We start from the raw sequence: 22,434 nt of genomic DNA on the forward strand, positions 1-22,434 counted from the left end.
TTCATTAAAGTAGCTCAAGTTGTTCGCCCCCATCGTCTAACGGTTAGGACACCAGACTTTCAATCTGACAACGAGAGTTCGACTCTCTCTGGGGGTACCGGTTTGCTCCTGTCGCTATCATTGTGATTCGGCAGGAGCCTTTTGTTTTCAACGGGTTGCACCTGCCGGCGATGTGGCGTGCCAGGAGCGTCGAGGTCAGCGCTGCCACCAACGATGCACCTTTGCCTTCGTTTGTGTTCGTGTCGTCGTTGTTGACGATGTCGTACAGCGTGTCGTCGAGCAGTTCGGCCGGAGGCATGCCGAGGGTGACGGCCGCGGCCGCGATGGCGTTGAGGTCCCATGCGGCGTCGAGGTTCATTCTGGCCGATATGGTGGCCTTGGTCACGCCGGCCGCCTCGCACAGGGTCTGCTGTTCGAGTCCTTCCTTGGCCAGGTGCAGTCGCACGTTCCATGCGGCGACCTCACGCAGGCGTTCTGCCAGCTCGATGGCCTGTGTTCTTGCCGTGGTGTTGCCGGTCATGTCCGTTCCTTTCGTTTGCGTGCCCTTGGGGGTTTGTGCGCACCATGCTATGGGCGGCACGCTTGGTTGTGCAATACGACCGCCTCCCCGGTTCGGTCTGGTCGAACTGGGCCGGGAAAAACATGGGAAACGAAAGCGCTCCGCACCGTGTTGGCACTTGGTGCGGGGCTGATCGACAACCTTGGGCGGGATTCCGAGCGATTCAAGTGACAAGAGTCCCGGGATTCGCCCTCCATTGAAAGAGAGTTATCGCAATGACCAATCCTACCATCGCTTCCGCCCCGCGTGCGGCGGGAGCCATGAAAACCATCCCGTCGCTGCGTGTGCGGATCGCCCGCGCGCACCTGCTGGCGGTGCTGCTGCATCCCGCGCGCTCGTCGCGCCGTCGCCGCCGGAGCGCCTGAGATGGGCCGGGCTGTGGCGGCGGTGGCCGTCGTCGCAATCGTCGTGTGTCTGCTGGCGGTGTGGGCGTTGTGCCGCGCGGCCGCGTTGGGCGACCGCATCGGCGAACGGCTCCATGATGCCAGGGGTCGCGAGGAGGATGCGCGATGAGCGGGCCGGCGGAGCAGTGGGCGTGGCAGTTGCAGGACGAGCGGCTGAGCCTGTCGGAGAAGTTCGTGTTGGTGTATCTGGCGCGAAGGGCGTATTACGACGACGGGTGCGGCGCGTGGCCGTCGGTCAACACCATCGCGGCACATTGCCATTGCACGCGCCGTTCCGTGCTGCGCGCGTTGAAACGTTTGCAGGAGCTGGGCTACTTGCGCGAGGGTGACCAGGAGCTGGCCGCGCGCAATCCCCGCAGCCACGAGCCCATCCCCAGGGGGCATCGTTCCAAGGTGTGGGATGTGGTGATGAAGGGCGCGCAGACCGAGCCGGAGGATATCACCGATCCCGGCGAGACCGACGCAGGCAAGGACGTTCCAGCGAAACCCAGTACAGCCGAACCATCGCGGAGCAAGGAGTGCGCGCGGGGTGACATGGCGTCACCTGACGCAGTGTCACCTGACACAATGTCACCCCAAGGCGATCCAGCCGGTGAGGTGACATCCTGTCCGAAGAGAGGTGACATGGTGTCACCCAATAGACAAGTGATAACCAATGCTCCCCTTGTCCCCTACGGGGACATTCCCCTCGCCGGGGAACAACCCGAGGAGGAGCGAAGCGAGCGTGATGCACCGGATTGGCGTCTGGCGCTGCCTCCCAAGGGCGTACGCGATCCGCTGTGGACGCCAGGGGCGGAGGATGCGGACGAGCGGGTACGTTCCCGGGCCCTGCAGGAGGTTCGCATGCTAACGCTGATCCATGACCGTGTGGCAGCCATCGACCCGAAGTCCGCCAAGCCAGCGTCGATGCGCGACCGGCGCAAGGTCCACGAACTGCTGACGGAACGCTCTCTGGCGGAGGTCGAGACGATCCTTGACTGGGCGTATGGCAACCCGCGCTGGATCTCATGGCTGGTGGACGGCACGATGGTCGAACGCTACTTCGCACAGGTCAGCCTCGACATGCGCGCCAAGCAGGCACGAGGGCCACAGCGTTCCGGCAGTCATACCACCGCTGCCGAGCTCACGCCGGTCCATGATCCCGACCGGCCGGTGGCGGTCAGCTCGGGGCTGGCCTGGCGGGTGCCGGTCTACGGCGGCGGCATCCTGTCGGTCGCGTTATGCCAAGCGCACCTCGACGGCGAAGCCGGACAGGCCGAGTGCCCGGTGTGCGCCTATGACCGGCGCAACCAAGCCACCCACGCCATCGGTCTGGACCAGGCCGAGCACGCCGAGGAATCCCACGAGGAGGCCAAGTCATGACCGGCATGACGGAAGCCATGCCCCGTTCGCCGGAGGCGTGGAAGAGCATGGGATGCTGCGTGGATTTCCCGCAGCCGTGGGCCGACCTGATGTGGGGTCTGGAGTTCGAGGACACGCATCCCTTGGCCCGCGTGTTCCGGCAGGCGGGCGCATCGGTATGCGAGCATGACTGCCCGGTGAGGGCCGAATGCCTAGCCTACGCCGGTGCCGCCGGCTTGGAATGGGGCTTGTACGGCGGCCGCTCGTGCACCGACCGCCGTCAGATCGCCCGCCTGGCGGAGGCCGACGGCGTGCCCTGCCGCGACCGCACGGTGCCCTGGGCCCGCCGCTGGGGCCTGTTCGCCGACTGGATCCAAGCCCATCCCGAGGTCTTCGACACGGCCCGGGACAAGGCCAGCATGGAACGCGGGCAACGCCGATGGCGCGCCGCAGGCCGCGCTCAGCCCGGAGACGGGCCACATGACCGTCAAACCATCATGCAAGCAGACAATCAAACAATCCGACAACCAAGCAATCAAACAATCAACCATGCCGACGATCCGGCGAATGGTCCCGAATCCAAGGAGGAAGCATCATGCGAGTAGCGTTGGCGAACGCAAAGGGCGGGGTGGCCAAAACCACCAGCTGCATCTATCTGGCCGCCGTGCTGGCCCGGCGCGGCATCGAGGTGGCAGTCTACGACGCGGACCCGCAGTCCAGCGCCAGCCTATGGGCGGCCGCCGCCGAACAGGCGGGAGACCCGCTACCATTCGACGTGCTGCCGGCCAACATGGCCACCCTCGCCCACCTGGGCGGCGCCCCGGCCACAAAGGAATGGTCGATCATCGACGCCCCTCCGCAAGGCCCGCTGCTCGACAAGACGCTGGCCGTGGCCGATTTCGTCATCCTACCCACCTCGGACTCGCCGATGGACCTCCAGCAGGCATGGGACACGCTCGACCGCGCCCGACATGCCACCAGGGCGGCCCTGCTGCCGGTGCGCGTCGAGGCGAACACCAACGCCTGGGCCCAGACCCTAGCCACGTTGGAGCAAACCGACACCACGCGCTTCGACACCTTCATCGCCAAACGACAACCGATCAAGACCTCGCTCGGCATGAACCCCAAACAACTGTACGAATACCGGGAACTGGCCGACGAACTGACGCGCATCGCCAAGGAGGAACTGGCATGAAAGGCAACTACCAGCCACTGCCCCGACCCGTGCCCTTCGACACAGTCCTCGACCAACAGGCCGAAGACAAACAACCCACCGGGAAGAACAACGCCGGCGAACCGCTGGTCATGCTCTCCCTGCGCCTGCCCGTCCGGCTGAAGAACCGCCTCAAAATCGCCGCCGCCGAACACGGCACGCCATGCAACAGATCCTGCGCCACGCCATCGAACACGAACTCGACCGACTCGCCAGCAACGACTGAATAAGGGACACCGTACATGCCGAGATGCGAGGATTGAGGAATTGATAGTTGCTATGGTAAAATCCAACTAAATTTGATGGAACACCTGACATGCCAAGGTGGTTCCGAAGCAGGAAGGCCTTAGAGCATTGGTGATTTGAGCAGTGGCGGATTGCATGAGGAGAGATTCCGCGTGTTCTGCGCATTATCGCGCGTATCTGCCATTGTACCAATCGCAATGCCTGATTCGATGAAGTTCTCGTTAGCATAGCGACTTTCGGTGCCGTCACGAGGACTGCTTTCTGAATGCAGCTTGGCAATAAATGGCACAGTCCGCCACTTTTCGATAGTCACAGTTTGATTAATGCGCCTTATCGAAAGAGGCTTCCATGAGTCAGATATTGACACTAACCGATATTTCCTACTGCTATCCGGGCGCGCCGGAACCATTGTTCGAACATCTGTCCGCGACATTCGCGGCCGGCTGGGCCGCAGTGCTGGGAGACAATGGCATTGGCAAGACCACACTGGCCAAACTCGCCTGCGGCATGCTTTCCCCCGATTCGGGGACAGTCTCGCCGAACCCGTGCAAGATGGCAGTCGCCTACTGTCCGCAACGTACTGATGAAACGCCTACGAATCTGGATGATTTCGCGGCGGATTGGACGGGCGAGACCATCGCCATCCGCGACGCGCTGAACATCGGCGACGATTGGGCATACCGATACGAGACTCTCTCTGGAGGCGAAGCCAAGCGGCTGCAAATCGCTTGTGCGCTGGCCGGCGATCCCGACGTGCTGGTGTTGGACGAGCCAACCAATCATGTGGACGGCAGGACGCGCCAAGCCATCACGCAGGCGATGCGTCGGTTCGATGGCATAGGCATCGTGATCTCCCATGATGTCGAACTGATCGACGCGACGTGTTCGCGCTGCGTGATGCTGGAGCGCCGACATGCGCGTGGGCGTAACATCACGGCGGCGAACACCTATCAGGGTGGATATACCCAGGCCGCGCAGCAGATGCGCGACAATCAACGTGCCGATACGGCCGCCATACAGTCCACTCGAAAGGAGCTGCAACGCATGCAGCGCATCAAGCGGGAGCGGGCGCAGCGTGCGCGCGAACTGGATATGCGGAAGAATCAGGGAATGCGCATCGATATCAAGGACATCGACGCTCGCAAAGCCCTGAAAAATCTGAAACCGGCTATCGGCACCACTGTCGCACAGACAAGCGCGCAATTCGACGGGCGTATCGCCCGCGCCACCGACAGACTTGCTCACCTCAGCGAAGCGGCCAAACGCTACGACGGCACCATCTGGATGAACGTCATGCCGAGCTCACGCAGGGAATTGACGCGCATCCCCAACGACCACGCCATCGCGGACCAACCCGATATGCTGAGCATCGGCCCGCGCGACCGCATCGGCATCAGCGGTCCAAATGGCAGCGGTAAAACCGCATTGATACGACGATTGATCGAAGCGCTGGAGCGTGATGAAGCGCAGCGGCATTCGGAGAGAATGCCATATCTCTATATTCCCCAAAATTCCAGCGACATGGATACCGCCAACGCAATGAACCGCTTGCATGCTTTGACGGACGAGCAACGCGCCATTGTGCTCAGCGCCTACGCCCAACTTAACGCCGACCCCGACAGACTGCTCGCCGGCGGCAATCCCTCGCCAGGCGAACTACGCAAACTTCTGTTGTGCCTCGGCATGATTGAACAGCCACAGCTCATCATCATGGATGAGCCGACCAACCACCTCGACCTGCACTCCAAACAGGCACTTGCTAATACGCTATCCTCCTATGCGGGCGCATTGGTCGCAGTCAGCCATGACGAATGGTTTCTGAATGCCGTCACATCGATTCGATGGCGATGCGCGTCATGACGCTATCTATGAGTTTACGTTCCTTCGTAAGATTTGGATATCGGCAAGACGCATTCCTTTTCGTATGAAGCTGTATCGATGGCAATGACCGAGCAAGAGGACACCAGTATGACACGACCGATTATGCCGCGAGCACATGGCAAAAAACTTCACATGGAGGCGAACATGGCTCATGTTCCTTCGGCCATCGCAATCACGGCGATGCGACCGGAGGAATATCCGTTGCTCGTCGAGTTCCTGTATCAGGCGATTCATGTATCGCCGGGAACCCCAGCACCGGACAGGAGCGTTGTCGAGCTGCCGGAATTGCGGCGATATATCGAGGGATTCGGACGGCCCGACGATGCCTGCATGGTTGCTCGCGCCGGACTACCGAACGGTCCGCAAATCGTGGGTGCCGCATGGGCCAGAATCTTCCCGAACAACTCCGCAGGCTACGGTACCATCGACACGGCAACGCCGGAAGTCTCCATATCCTTGCTTCCCGACTGGCGGAACCGAGGCATAGGGCACCGCCTGATGACGGCGTTACTGGACCGACTGCGAACCGATGGTCACGCCGCAGCCAGCCTCTCGGTCCAGCGCACCAACGCCAACGCCCTCCATCTCTACGGGTCGCTTGGCTTCACCATCATTAGCGAACACGACGGTGAACTGGTCATGCGTGTGGCTCTCGCGGATTGAGGCAGTGTTCCACACATCATCCGCATGGAGCCAGTGCGTAAGCCACCCACTGTGATATGTGCGGCTGCAAGTCCCGCATTCATACAAGCAAACAATCTGACATACAGATGCAGTCTATTCCTTATTATGTTTTCGGCTTTGCTCTTGATAAGAGCCAGCACCACCATCCATCCTCGATGAATGTGGGCAGGCTTTCGCAATGTGCCACATGACGCAACGTGTAGTCGGCGTGAACCGCACCACCGCGCAGGTGTTCACGCATGAAGCTCACGAATGATACGACCTCGAAAAGCTTTTTGGGAGGCTCGTTCCCAATCTTGTCCTCAGTGTGCAGCCTGTCAGTCTGAAGTCAGCTTTCAACTGGCAAATGTTCAAAGAGACGGGCTAGCGCAGTGGATAGATCCGCTCCTTCGAAAGCAAAAGTCGCAGCAGCACGTGTCTGCTTGTCCGCGTTGAAGGCAAGCGAGACACCGACGGCTTTGAACAGCGGTAGGTCAGAACGACTGTCACCAATAGCGATGCAATTCGAAGCTTCAACTCCCAAGCATTCACATTGCTGCCTCATGAATGTTACTTTGGTTTGTTCATCGGCATATGCCGCTGTTTTACCAATAAACACGCCATCCTTGACAGCAAGTTCTGGACCGCACCATGCTTCAAATCCAAATCTCTGCGCAAGGCTCTCGGAAACGACTGTCCAAGCGCAGGATGCGAGGACTGGCTTGATTCCCCTCGACTCGCATTCCGCAACGGACTGTGCGATTCCTTGCACAAGCGGGAGATCGTTCAACCATCCGTGAATTTCACTTACCCGATGGCCAGTGTATCCACGAGCATCAATATCGCATACCGTGTCATTTCCGATCTCACCGCGTGCGTATCGATCCTCTGCATCTCGCATCCTGTCGCCGGTACCCAACCGGTCCGCAATAAATGCACCAGAGCTAATGCCGTATGTGAGCGTTCCGTCGATATCAAAAAATGCAATTCCCGCCATTCATCCCTCTTCATTTACTGGTTCAGCCCGAACCTCCAGCCGGTAACTAAGCCAATAGCGTATCAAAAGGCACACATATCAGAAAAGAAAGGCAGATAGTCCCATTAAACCGTTTCATGCGATTGCAGTTGTCCGCCGCTGGCTACGGCTGGCAGGGGGAAGCTGGGAAAGGCGTCCCGGCGGAAGGCCCGCCGGTGCGTTCTTCTTCCAGGGACAAGGAAGGATGCGGGCGGCCGTGAATGGTCGCCCGCATTTTCCGTATCCGTGTGAAACGGGAGGGAGCGCATCATGGGGCGCTTCCGACTGAAAGGACGGATACGTATGTCAGGTGGGAAGAAGAGCAGGCGCACGATGCTGATGGCTGCCCTGACCGCAGGGGCGTTGGCCTTGGGATATCTGGCGCCAGCAGCGTTCGCCGAGGGCGGTGGCGGCGGTTCCGGCGAGGGCGGTGGCGGTTCCGGCGGGCAGGTTCCATCGCAGACCGCCGACGTGCATTGGATCTACAAGGATTCCTGGCCCGCCACTCTGGAGGGCATGAAGCAGGCGATACGTGATTCGGGCACCACCCTGTCTTCCGATTTGGAGGATGGGTCGAATCAGTTCGTGGATATGAATGCCATCCTTGCCGACGCGATCTCGGAGTGCAAGGCCTCATACACCGGGGAGGGTGACGCGGAATGCCGGATGGTCGCTATCGGCTACGCGCGCCTCGGCAACGGCGTGTTCAGCGGTTCCTATGTCAGTTCGAACGCGCGTCAGCGTTGGGAGTCCCAATGGGCCGCCGAAGGGCGCGGCACCTACCAGTACCAAGGCCAGTCGTACACGACCGGCACCACGTGGACCGATCGGCTTGGCGTGCGTTCGGTGGATAGCCTGGTGCAGGATTCCATCAACGCCAATCCCGATGCCTCGTTCCGTGTGGTCGTGCTGGCCAAGAACCAGCCGCCCGTCGATTATCCGTTGACCGTCACCACCTCGCACCGCCAGCAGACCGACATGCAGGTCGGCTCGACCATGCCGGTCGGCGACACCATCCACGCGAACAACGGCGGCTCGTCGATCAAGGAGACCCTGCATGGCACCGCGATCGTGCACTACGATGGCGGCCCCTACACGCCGACGGGCAGCGTGAGCAAGCCGATCAGCTTCGCCAACAGCGGCGACACCGTGATCGACAACCTGGCCTCGCCGGGTGATTTCGGCATGGATTCCTGGGCCGAGGGCACATATTGGATTGACATCCAAGTGCCCAGGCAGGGAAGCATGCAGGCGGCCGTGGACACCACGGACCGGGATCCGGCGGAGACCTGGAAGGTCAGCGCCGTGCCGCCGGCCGATCCGGTCAAAAGCATCGAGGAAGGCGTCAGCGCCGACCGAATGACCAACCGCACCACCATCACGTATGGGACCGGCCGGGGCGGTTACGAGCTGAGTTTCAGGGACGTGATCGAACCCAACGGCGTCGATTACACGGTGGACGGCTTCACGCTCGTGGACGCCACCGACAACAATCGCGATGTCTCCAACGAGTTCGAGATCGGTTGGGACCGCGCATCGAACACGGTCAGCGCGGTCCGTTCGGCCGACAAGGGCATGATGCCGTTCGACCACGAGTATGTGTTCGGCTTCGATGTGACCGTCAGCCTGCCATCCGATTACCAGAACATCAGCGACCATGCGTGGGGCAAGTGGAACCAGCTGCCCGAGGCCGACGCGGGAGAACGCGAGTTCGACACCTGGCGTCCCAATCCCGACAAAAGCTGGATCATGCTCGACACTAATGGCAAGTGGCAGGCCGTGATCGATCCCGACCGCACCAACCAGACCGGCGGCGACGGCAAGGTGTTCCTCGACGGAGACCGCGTGGCCTCCGTGGTCAACGGCACCGTGCCGGCGAACCTGATCCAGGCTCCGCAGACGCTCACCTTGGTCGATGATTGGACAGCCGCCGATTACCTGTTCGACGCCGATGAAGCGGCGAAGGTCCGTGTGTACGAGGCGGACGCGGGCACCGATCGTGCCAGCAGCGTGAGCGACATCGCCAACCGTGGCCGTGACATCACCGACCAGTGGGACATCACGATCGATGGCACCGTGGTCACCGCCACGGCCAAGGCCTCCTACCTGACCGGGTTGAAGGGCTTGGAGAAGGCCAGGCAGATCACGATGCTCGTGCCCGGCCGCGCGAACTACGCCAACGGGGCCGGGGCGGGCCAGGTGCGCGATAACTTCGGCATCGAAGCGGACGACGAGATCACGTTCTGCACCGCCGGCAAGAACGGCGCGGAGTTGACCAACGCCGGCTCGCAGACCATCAACACCCACACGGTCGAAACCAACGAGCCGAAGGTCTGCGGTTACGCGCCGTCCGTGGTCAAGGATGTGGTCGGGGAATCCTCCCAAGGCGGCGCCCAGGACAGCGTGGACGGCAAGATCGTCTTCCCCGGCCAGCGTCTCGAATACCGTCTGGAAACCCAGCCGCACCTGCCCGACAGTCTCGCCTACACTATCGTCGAGGTGGCGGTCACCGACACGTATGACGAGCACTTCCAGCCGGACAAGCAGACCCTGGAGGTCACCGACCTGACCACCGGCAAGTTCATCCCCAAGAGCCAGTACCGCAGCGAGTGGAACGACGCGAACCATGCCGTGCGTCTCGTGTTCGCCGACGACTATGTGCGGGCGAACTGGCTGGCGGGCGCGAATCCCAGGATCATCATCAGGTTCGAGGGCGTCGTGGCCGAGGATGCCCCGGCTGACACCGTGGTTGACAACCGGTGGGCATTGACCTTGAACAACTCGGTCACGCCAAGCAACAAGGTATGGAACGATCCGCCCGACTTCCAGCCGGGCAAGGAGGACACCCAGGCCGACCCGTCCATTTCGATCGACGGCAAGACCGCGTTGCTCGGAGACCGCATCTACTATCGGATCAATCTCGACGCCAAGCAGACGAACCATGCCTACAAGGTGTGGCGGCTGGGCATGGTCGATGACTGGGACGACGAATACCTCGAACTCGACGAGAACCGTATCACCGTGACCGACAAGGCCAACGGCAGGGATGTGACCGACCGGTTCAACATCCAGGCCATCGACGGCGTGGCATACGTGTTCGCCAAAACCGTTGACACCGAGGTTCCGGCGACGGGAGAGACCATCAAGGGCGACCCCCAGCCAGCCGATCTCAAGATCTACGCCGCGCTTGGCGACAAGGACCACGACCCGTTGAAGGACCCGGCCATCGACCAGTCGCTTCTGGGCACCTCGTATGAGGTCACGCTGCCGATGACCGTCATCAAGGTCACCGACGATTACGTGGTCACGAACACGGCCACCCAGCTGGTCAACGACGTGCGCAAGGACACCAACCAGGTTTCCAACCCCTTGAAGCCGATCAACCCGGCCAAGGATGTCGTGGTCAAGGTGGACGGGCAGAGCGTGGATGGCAAGAGCATCTATCTCAACAGCCTGTTCCTCTACCGGCTCGACAGCTCCACGCTGCCGCCCGACCGCGCCTACCCGCGGGTCTCCGACTGGTCCATCAGCGACCCGCTCGACACCCGGTACGACAAGTTCACCGGCCAATGGGCCGTCTACGCCGCCCGCGACCTCATCAAGGACGGCGAGACCCTGGCCGAGCGGGGCGAACGCATCGCCGGCTCCGACTTCGACGCCAGCCGTTTCGGCGGAGAACTCTTCGAGCTCGCCACCGACGAGCGCGGCGTGGTCACCGTGCGCGCCACGGAGCTGATGCTTGGACTCGTGTCGGCCGACACCGAGCATGAGCAGGCGTGGACCGCGTTCATCCAATGCCAGCGCATCGCCGTGGGCGGTCCCGTGGCCAACCAGTTCACCGAGACCATCAACGGGGTCGAACGGCCCTCGAACACCGTCACTACGCACACGCCCGACATGACGCCACGACTCACCATCGAGAAATGGGACGATCAATCCGGCTGGCCCGATGGCGACCGCGACACCGTTGACGAGGCGCTGAACATGAACGGGAGCGACACTCGCATCGTGTTCACCATCACCAACGCATCGCCCACCGACCCTGACACCGGAGACGGCCCTTGGTTCAAGGCGAGCGAGCTGAGCCTCACCGACCAGCTCGTCGCCGGCGACGGCCAGATCGGCGAGTTCGAGTATCCCGATGACTGGCAGACGCTGATCCTCAAGCCCGGAGACAGCGTGGAGGTCAAGGCCACCCTCAGTGGCGTGAGCGAGCATCACACCGACCGCGCCATCGTCACCGGTGTGCCGCTCGTCCAATGCGTCGTCTCCGACCCCGACCCCTTCGATGGCAAGGACGAGGAGAAGCTTCCCGAGGACGCGGTGGAGATCGACGGGCGAACCCTGTGCGCGGACACCACCGTGACCAGCAACACCGACGACTGGAACGGCTACCAGCCCAAGGACAATCTGGCGACCACCGGCACCAACATCGCCGGCCTCATCGCCGTCATCCTCGTCCTCGCGCTCCTCGGCACCGGCGCAACCGCCGCGATCCGCCTCACCCGCGCCAGCGGCCGCCACACCGGACACGAAAACGACGCGAACGACGATGGCGCTGGCCGTGATGGCAGTCCCGATAGGGATGGCCCCGAGCCGGACTTCGCCCAACTCGTCACCACCATCAACCCCAAGGAGTCGCCCATGAACTAACAACAACCATCCATCTGCTGCCTAGAGCCAACTTTCGTATTCCAGTTGGCAGCTAGAGGGTGATACCATGCAACTGTCCCGGCAAAACGGGGCAGTGCATACCAGGCCCGCAGGCGTAGCCCTGCGGGCCTATTTCGGCTGTTCCCCATCGGCTTTAGCCAACGTTCCCCCATGACAGCGGACTATGATTCGCTGCTTTAAGCACTGGCAAGTGAAACTCGATGCCAGGTTTCTCTCCCCACGGCACTCTAGCTAAATCGGTTATGTTGCCCGGCCATTCAGGCACCTTATTACTAGAACTGAGATCAAACAAAGCGAAAGCGAATGGCGGTATCCTGATACATGCCATTTTGCAGCACGTGTAATCCGCAAATATGGGAACCATCCATCCGGTGAACAGCTTTTGTTCACGCAGGTTATCGATTATAAACATATGGAGTCTGTATCGCTGGGGGAAAACAGTGCTCTCCCTATCCAAGAGATAGTCCTTACAGTCATGCATATCACCAGCTGATACACAGAAGTTCGACATCACCTGCTTCACAAATGCAAGAGGCATGAGCCTATCTGTCTTGAAATGAATGGATTTATCCCCTTCCTGAAAGTCAGAGACAAGGATTTGCTGTCCAGTTGCACGATAGAACTCACTGAATGGCTTGACGTAGTTTTGACCAAGATAACTATTGCATGAGCTGCAAATCGTCTTGAATCCTTGACCTCTTTGCAATTGCCGATACTTCAGGCCTTCCATGTCATCCTGCCCGGTCAAGCTGCTCTTCACGGCGTCAACGCCTGAATAGAGCTTCACCGTGTGATCATTACCCACAGATTGAGGAGGGATGTGTTCAAAGCTCAGCGGCCCTTCTTTACCGCAAATTCGGCAAATGTCATCTGCCATTTCACGTCATCTCCAAACGTTATTGCCACAGGCCGAGGAATGCTGCGGCAATGAAATCGAGAAGCGCAGCACCGACCAGAATCAATGCATATAGGTTGAAATAACTGCGCATCAATTTAAGTTTTGCAACATGAAGTTTCTCGTTTGTTGATTCAAAGTATTCCATCGATCCCGACACGACTTTTTCTATCGCAGGAAAGACCGCGCCAATGATGGCGAGCGACGAAGTCACGAGTGTAGCCTTTGCGCCGTCTTGCAGAATGGTGAATGAGAGAATCCCCACACCAATAGCTAATCCGATGGCGATGATTGCGTACCATGCTGCTGCTTTCCGAAGGGAGACTCGATCGGCTTCGTCTAGTTCTTCCCAGTTTGAAGCAGCGCCGAGAGATTGCTTAATCCAAAGATCATACTGCTGCTGGTCGTTATTTTGCATTCTTTTCCCTTTCCCGGGCATCTTTTGGCGAATACTATAGCGTCTTGATTTACCTATTTCTGTAAGTATGTTGAACGAATGCTGTGTGAATTTGTCCGCCGCTGATTCCACGGGACTGCACGAGGATGGCCGTATGCGTGGGCATGGCGGTGGGCCGTGCCGTTCCTGTGCGGAGGAGTGCGGCTGTGGATTTGATGAACCAGGTGCTGGAGTTGTTCGTGAAGTTCGCGACGATCGGCGGCGGCCTGTGGCTGGTGTGGGGCGCGGTGACATTCGGTGGCGGTTTGAAGGATCATAACGGGCCGCAGACGCAGTCGGGTCTGTGGCAGATCGTGGGCGGCGGCATGATCATCGCGGCGGCGCAGATCTTCAGCGCCGTGGCGATGGGCTGAGCCGGTTTGAGGCATCGGGGATCCCGGCAGCATGGAGGATTTCATCGTTGCGATGCTCAACATGATCGGGGGCGGCGGTGCCGGTTCGATAGCCACTGGCATGCTGTCGCAGGGGCCAGAGACGTGGAATCCGGCGCTTTACCAGTTGGCCGTGAACGTGCATGACGTGGCGGTCAAGCCGTTGACCTCGGTGGTTCTGGCGGTGGTGTTCACCTTGGAGTTGGCGCGTAATTCCACGCGCATCGAGTCCGACCGCGAGTTGGGCGTGAAGATTGTGGCGGGCACGTTGTTCAAGGTCGCGCTGGTATTTCTGGCGGTTCAGAATGCGGGATTGTTCCTGCGTGCGTTCGATTCGGCCACCCAATTCCTCATGCAGGGTGCTTCCTCGCAATTGTCGTTCGATACGGCCGGCGATGGCGGTCAGCTGGGCGATCTGATGCGGGAACAGGTCAAGGACGCCGGCATGATGGGGCAGGCGGCGCTGTTCTTTCTGTTGGCGATTCCGTGGCTGGTCTCGCAGCTCGCGGCGGTGGTGTTCACCGTGGTGCTGTACATCAGGTTCATCGAATTGTATGCCCTGACCGCGTTCCAGTCGTTGCCGTTCGCCTTGCTGGTGCATGAGGACACCAGGCCGGTGGGTGTGGGCTATTTCAAGGCCTATGCGCGCACGTCGCTCAACGCGGTGTGCGTGTTCGTGTGCCTGGTGTTCTATCAGCGCATCGTGATCGACGCGGTGCGTCTGCCCGAGGGCGATGGGTCGGGGATGGTGTCGTGGGTGACGGGCAATTTCGGCAACCTGCTGATGGCGGGCATCCTGTTGTTCTTCGTGATCGCGGTCTCCCAACGTGTCAGCCGCGCGATCGCGGGCGGCGAGTGAGCGCGATAGGGATTCAAGGAGGAGCTTGATGGCGTTGCAGATGCGCGTGTATGCGGAGATCGCCAGCGTGGAGGCGAAGGTCATGTGGGGCATGGGATGGCGGCAGTTGGCCGCCTCGGCGCTCATGCTCGTTCTGGGAGGCGGCGAGGTCGCCGTGTTCTTCCTGATGCTGGACCAGCCCGACCTGGGCTCGTACTTGTTGTTCGTGGTGTGTCTGCCGCCGGCGTTGTGGGGCTGGTGGCGTCCCAAGGGCCTGAAGCCGGAACGCTATCTGGGCTGCATGCTCCGCCAGCGCTTCGGCAGGAACATCCACACACTGGAGAATTTGGAGCCGGCCAAGTGGCCGGCGAAACCGTCATTGAGGGAACGCGCCCTCCGCAGGGGCGCGGGAAGGAGCAAGCGTGGCCGTTGAGAGCAAGGAACGCGAGGATGGCAAGCGTATGAAGAGAAAAGGCGGCGGGTCCGCCAAGGTCGCACGGTCGAGCAGGGAGTTGGTCGCCTATGATTCGATGCTGCCCGGCGGTGTCGCCTATCTGGGGCAGGACCGTTGGAGCGTGACGCTGCGCATCAGCGACATCAGCTATCAGATCGCCTCGCAGGACGTGCAGATGGATGTGGTGGAGCGTTGGGGCCGGTTCCTCAACTCGGTGGGCGAGGGCATGGGCATCCAGGTCACGGTGATGACCCGGACATTGGACCCGGAATCGGCAGGCCAAGGGCTGGCGATGGGCGTCAAGGGCGATGGCCTGGATGCGTTGCGAGAGGATTTCGACCGTCATGTGCGCCGCAAGCTGTCGGGCCAGTCGAGCGGCACCGTGTGCGACAAGTACCTGACGCTGACCCTTGCGGAGCAGGACGGCCAGCGGGCCGTGGCCACGCTCAACCGGGCGGCCTTGCGGGCCATCGCGCAATTGCGTTCCGTGGGCGGTTGCCGTGGCTCCAAACTCAACCGCGCGGAACGGCTCAAGGTGCTGCACCGGGTGCTGCGCCCCGGCGTGCGTTTCACATTCGACGAGGATGCGTTCTCCCGTTCGCATGGCCTGTGCACGAAGGACTGCGTGGCCCCGTATGCCATCGACACGGGCGACCGGCGTCGGGTCAAGCTGTGCTCGGGCACGCGCGAGGTGTGGCATCAGTGCCTGATGGTGCGCGATTTCCCCGAGTGGCTTTCCGACCAGCTGGTCGCCTCCCTGACGGACATCAAGGCCGACATCATCGTGAGCGTGCATCTGCGGCCCCATGCGAAGGCCGAGGGGTTGCGGCTGGTGAACCGCAAGATCGCGGAGATGTACATGCAGGCCATCGACGAGAGACGCAGGAACCGCCGCCAGCATCTGCCCGAGGACCTGCTGCCGCACGACCTGGAGGAAAGCATGGGGCAGGCCAGCGAATTGCGCCGTGACCTGGAGCATAACGGCGACCGGCTCATGGACACGCTCATGGTCATCGACGTAGCCGCCGACACTCCCGAACGGTTGGCGCAGGTCGTGCGCGAGGTGGAGGCCACGGTGGACGGCCAGTCATGCGTGGCCGAATCCCTGACCTACATGCAGGTCGAGGGATTGAACGCGGCGCTGCCCCTGGGCAATCCCCTGCCGCCGATGAGACGGACCCTGACCACGTCCAGCGCCTCGATACTCGTTCCTTTCACCAGCCAGGAGCTGTGCCAGCCGGGTGGTGTGTTCCACGGCGTCAACGCCAGGAGCGGCAACCCGCTGGTCATCGACCGCACCCTGGGCATGAACGGCAACGGGTTCATCCTGGGCGGCACGGGAAGCGGCAAGAGCCAGGCCGCCAAGAACGAGATCACGCAGACGTTCCTGCTGCGCGAGCAGGACGATCTGATCGTCATCGACCCCGAGCATGAGTTCACGCCCCTGTGCGACAGGCTCGGCGGCCAGCGCATCGAGATCGGCGAACGCTCCTCCAATCACATCAACGCGCTCGACATCGAGTACGCGGACGATTCCGAGGGCGATCCCATCCGGGGCAAAAGCGCGAGCGTGCTGAACATGGTCGAGGCGCTGATCGGCGGCGCGGACGGCATCGACAAGGCCCAGCGCAGCCTGATCGACCGCGCGGTCACGCAACTCTACCGCGAGCACCACGAGAAGCCCGACCGGCCCGCGCCGACCCTGGTCGATCTGACGGAACGCTTGGACCGGTTGGGAGAGCCGGAGGCCGTGGATGCGGCGCGCGCGTTGGAGATCTACGCCACCGGCAGCCTGGATGCCTTCGCGCATCCCACGAACGTGGACACCTCGAACCGGCTGCTGGTCTACGACGTGTCGGGGCTGGGCGCGGAATTGAAGACCTTCGGCCTGATGGTCGTGCTCGATCAGGTGTGGAACCGCGTCGTGCGCAACCGCGCCCAGGGACGGCGCACATGGCTGTGGGTCGATGAGTTCCATCTGCTGTTCTCCAACCCATATGCGGCCGAGACGTTCCTGCGCATCTACAAGCGGGCACGCAAATGGGGGTTGTCGCCCACCGGCATCACCCAGAACATCGAGGAACTGCTGGCCAATCCGGCCGCCCGGCTCATGCTCGCCAACAGCGACTTCCTGCTGTTGATGAACCAGAATCCCACCGACGCCGACGCCCTGTGCGATCTGCTGAAACTCTCGGACGAGCAGCGCGGCTTCTTCACCGGCGTCCAGCCCGGACAGGGCATGGCCAAGTCCGGCACCGCGTTCATCCCCTTCGACGGACGACTCGACACCGGCAGCCTGCTCTACCAGCTGTACACCACCAAATTCGAGGACCAGCATCCATGAACAAGCCCCAGCCCATCGGACAGGCAAGCCAAACCGCGCAGCCCTCCGGCCCAGCGCCCCGAAAGCTGCGGGCCGGCCGACCCATCGGGCTTAAGGGCGAGGACGTCCCGCCGTTCTCCGGCAATGCCGCTCCTGCCCCGAAGATCGAGGGTCAGCCGTCCAAGCCGGCGTTGGCCAGGCCAAGCCGGTCCGATGGCCCAAGCCGGATAGCGCTGCGTCATCTGGCGAGAGCAACGGAGGAGACCTCCGCTTTGCTGCAAGCGCAAATCTCAAGCGACGACACCGATAAGGCTGATGGCGAAGCCATCGGCCGTTCTCCCGCTTCCGTTGCCTCCCGAGTCATATCGCCGCGAGGCAAGAGCCGGCGGCCCGGCAAAGTCCGCGTAGCTCGTCGCGGCAACATGCGTGGAGGCCGTTCCATCCTGACTCAAAGCGCACTCCGGAAACGCACGGGCCCTGTTCTAGCCAGAGGCGTCCGAGCACGGCGAACAGTCCGTTCCGGCGCCGGTTCCTCGATGCGAGCGACGCAATGGGTCGTTCGGACTATGGCCCGTTCCATGATGGCGACCAAGGCGGCGGTCATGGCCACGGCGTCGGCGGCCGCCGGTCTGCCGTTGCTGGTCGTCGGCGCGATCGTCATGCTCATGATCAGTCTGTTGATGTGGCTTATCCCGACCGTGGCCGTGGGCGGACAATCCACCTGCCAGTCCAGCGTCGTCGAGGTGCCCGAACAGGTCAGGCCCTGGGTCGAACGGGCCGCCCAGTCCAGTGGATTGGGCGCGGATTTCATCGCCGCTCTCATGCGCCGCGAGTCCGGGTTCAATCCCGAGGCGTATGCCGATGACAGCAACGGAGGCACCTGGGGCCTGTTGCAGCTCAACCGCAGCGTGTGGCGTGGCGTGCATCCCGAAGGCGCGGACCAGACCCCGCCCCAAGGCATCACCGATCCAAACATCCACGCCCAATACGGCGGCATATATCTCAAGAACCGGCTCGAAGACGTCAGACAGCTCAAGGCCAGCCACCCCGACGCGCAATTCGCCCGGCTATCCGATCTGGAGGCCTTGGTCATCGCGCACAACGCGGGCGAAGGCAACCTAATGAAATATCCCGACATCCCGAACGTCACCAAGGAATATCTGGACGAAGTGCGGCCTGCCATCAACGCCGGCGGCTCATGCTCGGCCACGGCCGGAGCCACCATCGGCGCCCTTAGCCCGCCCTTGGTCGTCGATGGCACCAGCATCGACATCGACGCCAGCGGCGTGCCCGTGGCCTCGATCAACTCATACAGCGTGGGCCAATGCACCTGGTGGGCCGCCGCCCGACGGCAACAGATCGGCAAACCGGTGGACCCCTACATGGGCCACGGCTACATGTGGGCGGCCAGCGCCGAGCGACACGGGTACCCCATCGGCGGCACCATCCAACTGGGCGACGTGATGAGTTTCGAGCGAGGAGTGCTGGGAGCCAGCGGCGAATACGGGCACGTCGCCATCGTCGAGGAAATCCACGAGGACGGCTCCATCCTCATCAGCGAATCCGGCGGTGGCCAACGCCGCGCCTGGACACGCCTGCTGACACGCGAGCAGGCCGAGAACCCCGGCATCATCTACATCCACTAGCCGCGATTGTCACGACGAAAGGAGCGGAGAGCATGCCACGCATCAACCCACGGCTCGATCCCCACGAGCTCGCAGACCTCATGGCCGCCCCCGAGCACTGGGACTTACTCGACCAAGTTCCCCGGCATCCGGCCGCATGGCCGGATCTCGCCACATGGGCCAAACTCGCGCTCAACGACCCCTCGACAGCCGGAGCACCACCCGAGCCACCGACGGGCACACCCCGCAAACGAAGACTCCGCGCCATCCAGCCGATCCTATGGGAGGAAAAGAAGCCCGAAGCGGGCGAATCGAATAAGTCGGGCAATTCCACCGCCTCTGATTCCTCGGCAATCGCGGAATCCGAGACCCCTGACCAGAACGCGGCATCCTCTTCTGCCTCCAACATGTCGGAGGCAGAAGAAATATTCACCGGCGATTCGACGGCGGACGAAACCGAGGAACCACCCATCAGGGTGCGTCGGCGCGTCCCGTGGGCACGCATCCTGGCCCTGACCGCCTTCACCATCCTGACTGGCGTCCTGGCATCGGTGACCATCATCGCAGGGCAACGCCATGCCCATGCGCAGGCCCTCGCATCATGCAATCAAGCAATCCAACAAGCAAACAAGCTATACGACCAATGGAACGCAGCCCTGGACGACGCCAAGCCACTGCTGGCATTGGGCGACACCGACGTGACCGATCCCGAGGCACTGGTCTCCCTACGCAACGTGGTAGAACATCACGCGACGAACGAAATTCCTCACTGCTCAACGGATCTTTCCACGGCGCATCTCGAAGAGAACGCCCACACTGCGGACGAGCGCAACAAGCAAACGAAGACAGCCCTCGACGAACTCTCGAAGGCAACCGCCACCGTCAAGCAATCGCAACAAGCACGTAGACTCGACGACGCCAAGACGAAGCTCTCCGACGCCATCACCCAAGCCGAAGACCTCTACCAGCACACCGAAGCCAACACCGACACTAACGTTAGCGAGACACGCGTATCGCTCGGCGCCCAACTCGACACCGCCCGCAACACCCTGCACACTACCACCGACATCGCCGCCCTGAACAAAGCCGCAGACGACCTCAATGCTTTCACCCAGCGTCTCTCGGATGCCATCAAACAGGCAGAAGAAGCACCATCCGTGCCAGCCGAACCGTCCGGGGCATCCGAATCAGAGCCCACGCCCATCCAGCGGCAGCCATCAACCAGCACCACTCACCCAACGCCAGCCGCTCCCGCCACCCCTCGGCCCGCACCTCAACCGTCTCCCTCGGCTCCATCATGGGATGTGCCCGGTGTCGATGCGTCCTCAACTTTTCATGACACTTTATGAGGGAAGATGACGTTGATGTCATCTGAAACTTACACGGACACCTAAAAATAGGGTGTTTTTTGACGTTTTTCATCAATTGATGTAAGTTTTGGCACGCCAAAACTTACATCAATCAAAATCCACGGCTTTTCTGATGACGGATAGTGGTACTGGAGCTGTGTTTTCGATAAGGTCAATATCGAGCGTTTGTATGAGTGCCCTCGCGCGTTCTCCTTCATGGTAGGCGCAGGCGGGATCGGATCGCCGGAACAGTTGCTTGATTTTGACTTTACCCTTGCGCCCCTTGGACATCGGAGTATTGTTGTCCAACCCGAGGAATGCAAGCACACCTTGAAAATCGCACAGCATGACATCTTCAATGTCGGCTTGGGCAGCCAAATCTGCGATGGATTCGGCATCGCTTTCGATTGACTGCCGCAATCTCAGCCAGTCTCCTTCATGGAATTTGGTGATGTCCGAATTGTAGGCGTCCGTGTCATAGCACAGAAACACTGACCAGCCGATATTGCTGTATTCCTTCACGCACGCACGGTGAAACCATGTTGCCGAATTGGTCATTTGGCTCACGGAGCCAACGTTGTTAATGAGAACCAGAATCGACCTGTTCTCCGCGCAAATGGTGTACTTGTTCTCCTGCGATTTTTCGTCTTTGGTGATTGTCATGCCTCGCTCAGAGCACAGTTTCTTCAGGTATTCCTCGTAGAAAACCCGCTCAGTGGCGCCTTCAACGATAAACGCGATGCCTTTCTCATATGAGTAATCGTTCATATCAATCCTCAAGAAGAGTGCCAAGAGCGCGCAGTCCATCGTCATCGGACGACATCAGCTCGAACAGATATTCGCCGAAGCCAAGCCCCCTGTTGTATGCAGAATCGAGGACATCCTTAGTTTTGGACTTCTCCACTCGTTTGAACGTCGCTACTCCGTCCTTACTAGGAACGCCAAGGTAGATTTTCTCTGGCTTGAGATACTGAATCAGGAACGGGGAGTGACTTGTCAACAGCAACGAGGTACTGCCGATGTTCTCGTTAAGAACCTCAAGAAGCTCACGCATCATGCGTGGGTGGATGCTGGTCTCGATTTCCTCGATACCGATGCAGCCAGCAGAGTTCGCGCCGGCGATGATGGTATTGGCAACAAGCCATATGATGCGCTTTGTGCCTGTGGACATATGTGAGATGTCGACAGGTTGGTTAAGATTAGCGCTTTTAACCATAAGACGATACAAATCATCTCGAATGTGGAACGGTATGTTCTCTTCCGGGATGTCATCTTTCTTCAACGCTTGGCTCAGACGCTCGTGGTCTTCGGGCCGTAGTTCGTAGGAATTCACCGAGATGTGCTCGAACTCGGGGAACAGCGTATATATAGCGGATTGGAAAATATCATAATGCTCGGGATCGCTTTGTTTGAGCCTATACAGCGCTCTTGGCAAATCCACATCATTGAACATGGCGGTTGAATCATCCATCGTTTCGCCGAACTCCAACGGCGTCGAGTGGAATCGATTCTCCGTCTCAAGCGAATCGCAAATTGCATAGGTGATATCGAAGATGGATCGGATGGCAGGATTGATTTCTATGTCTTCCACGGCAGTGAGGACATCAATGGCGAGTTGCGAGTCATCCAAAGAGATGGAGCGGAACGACCGGGTATCGTGTCCCTTCTTGTATTGTCCTCGATTTCGTCGTAGGTAGTTAGTCCATGTTCCAGAGCGCTTTGCATTGATTTCCAAAGTCTCGCCGGTGATTTTGCACCCGGAGCCGTCATCTTTGGGCCAAGAGAACGAAAAGCCATAGCGCACAAAACGATATTCCCCAAGCGAGGGGTCGTCGAATTCAATGGAAAAACGGAAGTCATCGTTGGACAGGGAAGGCGATAGCGGAATGCAGTTCGTTGACCGCATCAAGTTGTTTCTGCGCTTGTTGCCAGACTCAATAAACTGGAAAGCAAAACGAATCGCATCCAGAAGATTCGACTTACCATAATTATTCGGTGAGACGAGAGCGGTAATTCCACCTAACTCTATGGTCGTGTACGCGAGGTTACGGAAACCTCCTACGCTGACGCTCAGCAGTTCCATCAGCCCTCCTTGCATTCAGACATTCTGACATCCAATACTACCC

At 60.5% G+C, this 22,434-nt stretch carries 20 protein-coding genes and 1 tRNA gene; 15 read left to right on the forward strand and 6 right to left on the reverse strand.

Annotated features, from left to right (window positions below; translation table 11 throughout):
• Positions 1–25: 25 nt before the first annotated feature.
• From NBH12_RS03270 to NBH12_RS03295, 6 genes are all read left to right on the forward strand, one after another.
• Positions 26–97: transfer RNA gene (locus NBH12_RS03270), tRNA-Glu, on the forward strand.
• 677 nt (positions 98–774) lie between these two features.
• Positions 775–924 (forward strand): hypothetical protein, encoded by a 150-nt coding sequence (locus NBH12_RS03275; RefSeq protein ID WP_014484172.1) that lies wholly within the window; start codon positions 775–777, stop codon positions 922–924.
• Positions 925–1,068: 144 nt separating this feature from the next.
• A complete protein-coding gene (locus NBH12_RS03280; protein ID WP_250819170.1) occupies positions 1,069–2,325 on the forward strand; it encodes a helix-turn-helix domain-containing protein in 1,257 nt (418 codons plus the stop codon).
• Positions 2,322–2,909 carry a WhiB family transcriptional regulator gene (locus NBH12_RS03285; protein ID WP_014484175.1) on the forward strand — a complete coding sequence of 196 codons (588 nt, stop codon included), beginning with the start codon at positions 2,322–2,324 and terminating at the stop codon, positions 2,907–2,909. The genes NBH12_RS03280 and NBH12_RS03285 overlap by 4 nt, the downstream gene beginning before the upstream one ends.
• Positions 2,900–3,499: a ParA family protein gene (locus NBH12_RS03290; RefSeq protein WP_014484176.1), complete on the forward strand. Its 600-nt coding sequence runs from the start codon at positions 2,900–2,902 to the stop codon at positions 3,497–3,499. Before NBH12_RS03285 ends, NBH12_RS03290 begins: the two co-directional genes overlap by 10 nt.
• On the forward strand, positions 3,496–3,747 hold the full coding sequence (locus NBH12_RS03295; protein WP_025332420.1) for a hypothetical protein: 252 nt from the start codon (positions 3,496–3,498) through the stop codon (positions 3,745–3,747). Before NBH12_RS03290 ends, NBH12_RS03295 begins: the two co-directional genes overlap by 4 nt.
• A 116-nt stretch (positions 3,748–3,863) precedes the next feature.
• Here the strand turns inward: NBH12_RS03295 and NBH12_RS03300 are convergent, their stop codons facing one another.
• Entirely contained in the window at positions 3,864–4,076 is a 213-nt protein-coding gene (locus NBH12_RS03300) for a hypothetical protein (protein WP_014484177.1), read from the reverse strand.
• 35 nt (positions 4,077–4,111) lie between these two features.
• On the opposite strand from NBH12_RS03300, the gene NBH12_RS03305 reads away from it, so the two are divergent.
• Together NBH12_RS03305 and NBH12_RS03310 are read left to right on the forward strand one after the other, a co-directional pair.
• Positions 4,112–5,623: an ATP-binding cassette domain-containing protein gene (locus tag NBH12_RS03305; protein WP_250819171.1), complete on the forward strand. Its 1,512-nt coding sequence runs from the start codon at positions 4,112–4,114 to the stop codon at positions 5,621–5,623.
• A 165-nt stretch (positions 5,624–5,788) separates the two neighbouring features.
• On the forward strand, positions 5,789–6,307 hold the full coding sequence (locus NBH12_RS03310; protein ID WP_250819172.1) for a GNAT family N-acetyltransferase: 519 nt from the start codon (positions 5,789–5,791) through the stop codon (positions 6,305–6,307).
• A 349-nt stretch (positions 6,308–6,656) separates the two neighbouring features.
• Here the strand turns inward: NBH12_RS03310 and NBH12_RS03315 are convergent, their stop codons facing one another.
• Positions 6,657–7,304, reverse strand: coding sequence for an HAD family hydrolase (locus NBH12_RS03315; protein ID WP_052790490.1), 648 nt, complete (start codon positions 7,302–7,304; stop codon positions 6,657–6,659).
• 321 nt (positions 7,305–7,625) lie between these two features.
• Between NBH12_RS03315 and NBH12_RS03320 the strand changes: the two genes are divergently transcribed.
• The gene (locus NBH12_RS03320) at positions 7,626–11,975 is read left to right on the forward strand and encodes an LPXTG cell wall anchor domain-containing protein (RefSeq protein ID WP_052828728.1); all 4,350 of its coding nucleotides are present in this window, start codon (positions 7,626–7,628) and stop codon (positions 11,973–11,975) included.
• A gap of 154 nt (positions 11,976–12,129) precedes the next feature.
• On the opposite strand, the gene NBH12_RS03325 is transcribed toward NBH12_RS03320, so the two are convergent.
• Both NBH12_RS03325 and NBH12_RS03330 read right to left on the reverse strand, forming a co-directional pair.
• Positions 12,130–12,873 carry an HNH endonuclease gene (locus NBH12_RS03325; protein WP_250819173.1) on the reverse strand — a complete coding sequence of 248 codons (744 nt, stop codon included), beginning with the start codon at positions 12,871–12,873 and terminating at the stop codon, positions 12,130–12,132.
• Positions 12,874–12,892: 19 nt separating this feature from the next.
• Positions 12,893–13,309, reverse strand: a complete 417-nt coding sequence (locus tag NBH12_RS03330; protein WP_250819174.1) for a hypothetical protein — start codon at positions 13,307–13,309, stop codon at positions 12,893–12,895.
• A gap of 185 nt (positions 13,310–13,494) precedes the next feature.
• Here NBH12_RS03330 and NBH12_RS03335 point away from each other — a divergent pair, with 185 nt between their 5' ends.
• The 6 genes from NBH12_RS03335 to NBH12_RS03360 all read left to right on the forward strand — a co-directional run bounded on the left by NBH12_RS03335 (position 13,495) and on the right by NBH12_RS03360 (position 20,308).
• Positions 13,495–13,701, forward strand: a complete 207-nt coding sequence (locus NBH12_RS03335) for a hypothetical protein (protein ID WP_014484998.1) — start codon at positions 13,495–13,497, stop codon at positions 13,699–13,701.
• Positions 13,702–13,732: 31 nt separating this feature from the next.
• On the forward strand, positions 13,733–14,578 hold the full coding sequence (locus tag NBH12_RS03340; RefSeq protein WP_003832799.1) for a VirB6/TrbL-like conjugal transfer protein, CD1112 family: 846 nt from the start codon (positions 13,733–13,735) through the stop codon (positions 14,576–14,578).
• Positions 14,579–14,606: 28 nt separating this feature from the next.
• Positions 14,607–14,990, forward strand: coding sequence for a PrgI family protein (locus NBH12_RS03345; protein WP_052828731.1), 384 nt, complete (start codon positions 14,607–14,609; stop codon positions 14,988–14,990).
• Entirely contained in the window at positions 14,980–17,355 is a 2,376-nt protein-coding gene (locus NBH12_RS03350) for a VirB4-like conjugal transfer ATPase, CD1110 family (protein WP_052828733.1), read from the forward strand. The genes NBH12_RS03345 and NBH12_RS03350 overlap by 11 nt, the downstream gene beginning before the upstream one ends.
• Before the next feature lie 557 nt (positions 17,356–17,912).
• Entirely contained in the window at positions 17,913–18,980 is a 1,068-nt protein-coding gene (locus NBH12_RS03355) for a CHAP domain-containing protein (protein WP_250819175.1), read from the forward strand.
• A gap of 32 nt (positions 18,981–19,012) precedes the next feature.
• Entirely contained in the window at positions 19,013–20,308 is a 1,296-nt protein-coding gene (locus NBH12_RS03360; RefSeq protein WP_052828736.1) for a hypothetical protein, read from the forward strand.
• A gap of 108 nt (positions 20,309–20,416) precedes the next feature.
• Here the strand turns inward: NBH12_RS03360 and NBH12_RS03365 are convergent, their stop codons facing one another.
• Complete coding sequence (locus NBH12_RS03365) at positions 20,417–21,076, reverse strand: hypothetical protein (RefSeq protein ID WP_052828738.1); 660 nt, start codon at positions 21,074–21,076, stop codon at positions 20,417–20,419.
• 1 nt (position 21,077) lies between these two features.
• Positions 21,078–22,391 (reverse strand): AAA family ATPase, encoded by a 1,314-nt coding sequence (locus NBH12_RS03370; RefSeq protein ID WP_052828739.1) that lies wholly within the window; start codon positions 22,389–22,391, stop codon positions 21,078–21,080.
• Positions 22,392–22,434: the final 43 nt, after the last annotated feature.

Origin of the sequence: Bifidobacterium sp. M3-N-101, assembly GCF_023656805.1 — a bacterium.
GTDB classification, from domain to species: domain Bacteria; phylum Actinomycetota; class Actinomycetes; order Actinomycetales; family Bifidobacteriaceae; genus Bifidobacterium; species Bifidobacterium breve.

Excerpts from the sequence above, each read along its gene's own strand:
- NBH12_RS03330 (WP_250819174.1), bottom strand. The coding sequence starts at position 13,309 with ATGCAAAATAACGACCAGCAGCAGTATGATCTTTGGATTAAGCAATCT.
- NBH12_RS03310 (WP_250819172.1), top strand. The coding sequence starts at position 5,789 with ATGGCTCATGTTCCTTCGGCCATCGCAATCACGGCGATGCGACCGGAG.
- NBH12_RS03370 (WP_052828739.1), bottom strand. The coding sequence starts at position 22,391 with ATGGAACTGCTGAGCGTCAGCGTAGGAGGTTTCCGTAACCTCGCGTAC.
- NBH12_RS03280 (WP_250819170.1), top strand. The coding sequence starts at position 1,069 with ATGAGCGGGCCGGCGGAGCAGTGGGCGTGGCAGTTGCAGGACGAGCGG.
- NBH12_RS03305 (WP_250819171.1), top strand. The coding sequence starts at position 4,112 with ATGAGTCAGATATTGACACTAACCGATATTTCCTACTGCTATCCGGGC.
- NBH12_RS03355 (WP_250819175.1), top strand. The coding sequence starts at position 17,913 with ATGATGGCGACCAAGGCGGCGGTCATGGCCACGGCGTCGGCGGCCGCC.
- NBH12_RS03320 (WP_052828728.1), top strand. The coding sequence starts at position 7,626 with ATGTCAGGTGGGAAGAAGAGCAGGCGCACGATGCTGATGGCTGCCCTG.
- NBH12_RS03315 (WP_052790490.1), bottom strand. The coding sequence starts at position 7,304 with ATGGCGGGAATTGCATTTTTTGATATCGACGGAACGCTCACATACGGC.
- NBH12_RS03290 (WP_014484176.1), top strand. The coding sequence starts at position 2,900 with ATGCGAGTAGCGTTGGCGAACGCAAAGGGCGGGGTGGCCAAAACCACC.
- NBH12_RS03345 (WP_052828731.1), top strand. The coding sequence starts at position 14,607 with ATGGCGTTGCAGATGCGCGTGTATGCGGAGATCGCCAGCGTGGAGGCG.
- NBH12_RS03285 (WP_014484175.1), top strand. The coding sequence starts at position 2,322 with ATGACCGGCATGACGGAAGCCATGCCCCGTTCGCCGGAGGCGTGGAAG.
- NBH12_RS03325 (WP_250819173.1), bottom strand. The coding sequence starts at position 12,873 with ATGGCAGATGACATTTGCCGAATTTGCGGTAAAGAAGGGCCGCTGAGC.
- NBH12_RS03340 (WP_003832799.1), top strand. The coding sequence starts at position 13,733 with ATGGAGGATTTCATCGTTGCGATGCTCAACATGATCGGGGGCGGCGGT.
- NBH12_RS03275 (WP_014484172.1), top strand. The coding sequence starts at position 775 with ATGACCAATCCTACCATCGCTTCCGCCCCGCGTGCGGCGGGAGCCATG.
- NBH12_RS03360 (WP_052828736.1), top strand. The coding sequence starts at position 19,013 with ATGCCACGCATCAACCCACGGCTCGATCCCCACGAGCTCGCAGACCTC.
- NBH12_RS03365 (WP_052828738.1), bottom strand. The coding sequence starts at position 21,076 with ATGAACGATTACTCATATGAGAAAGGCATCGCGTTTATCGTTGAAGGC.
- NBH12_RS03295 (WP_025332420.1), top strand. The coding sequence starts at position 3,496 with ATGAAAGGCAACTACCAGCCACTGCCCCGACCCGTGCCCTTCGACACA.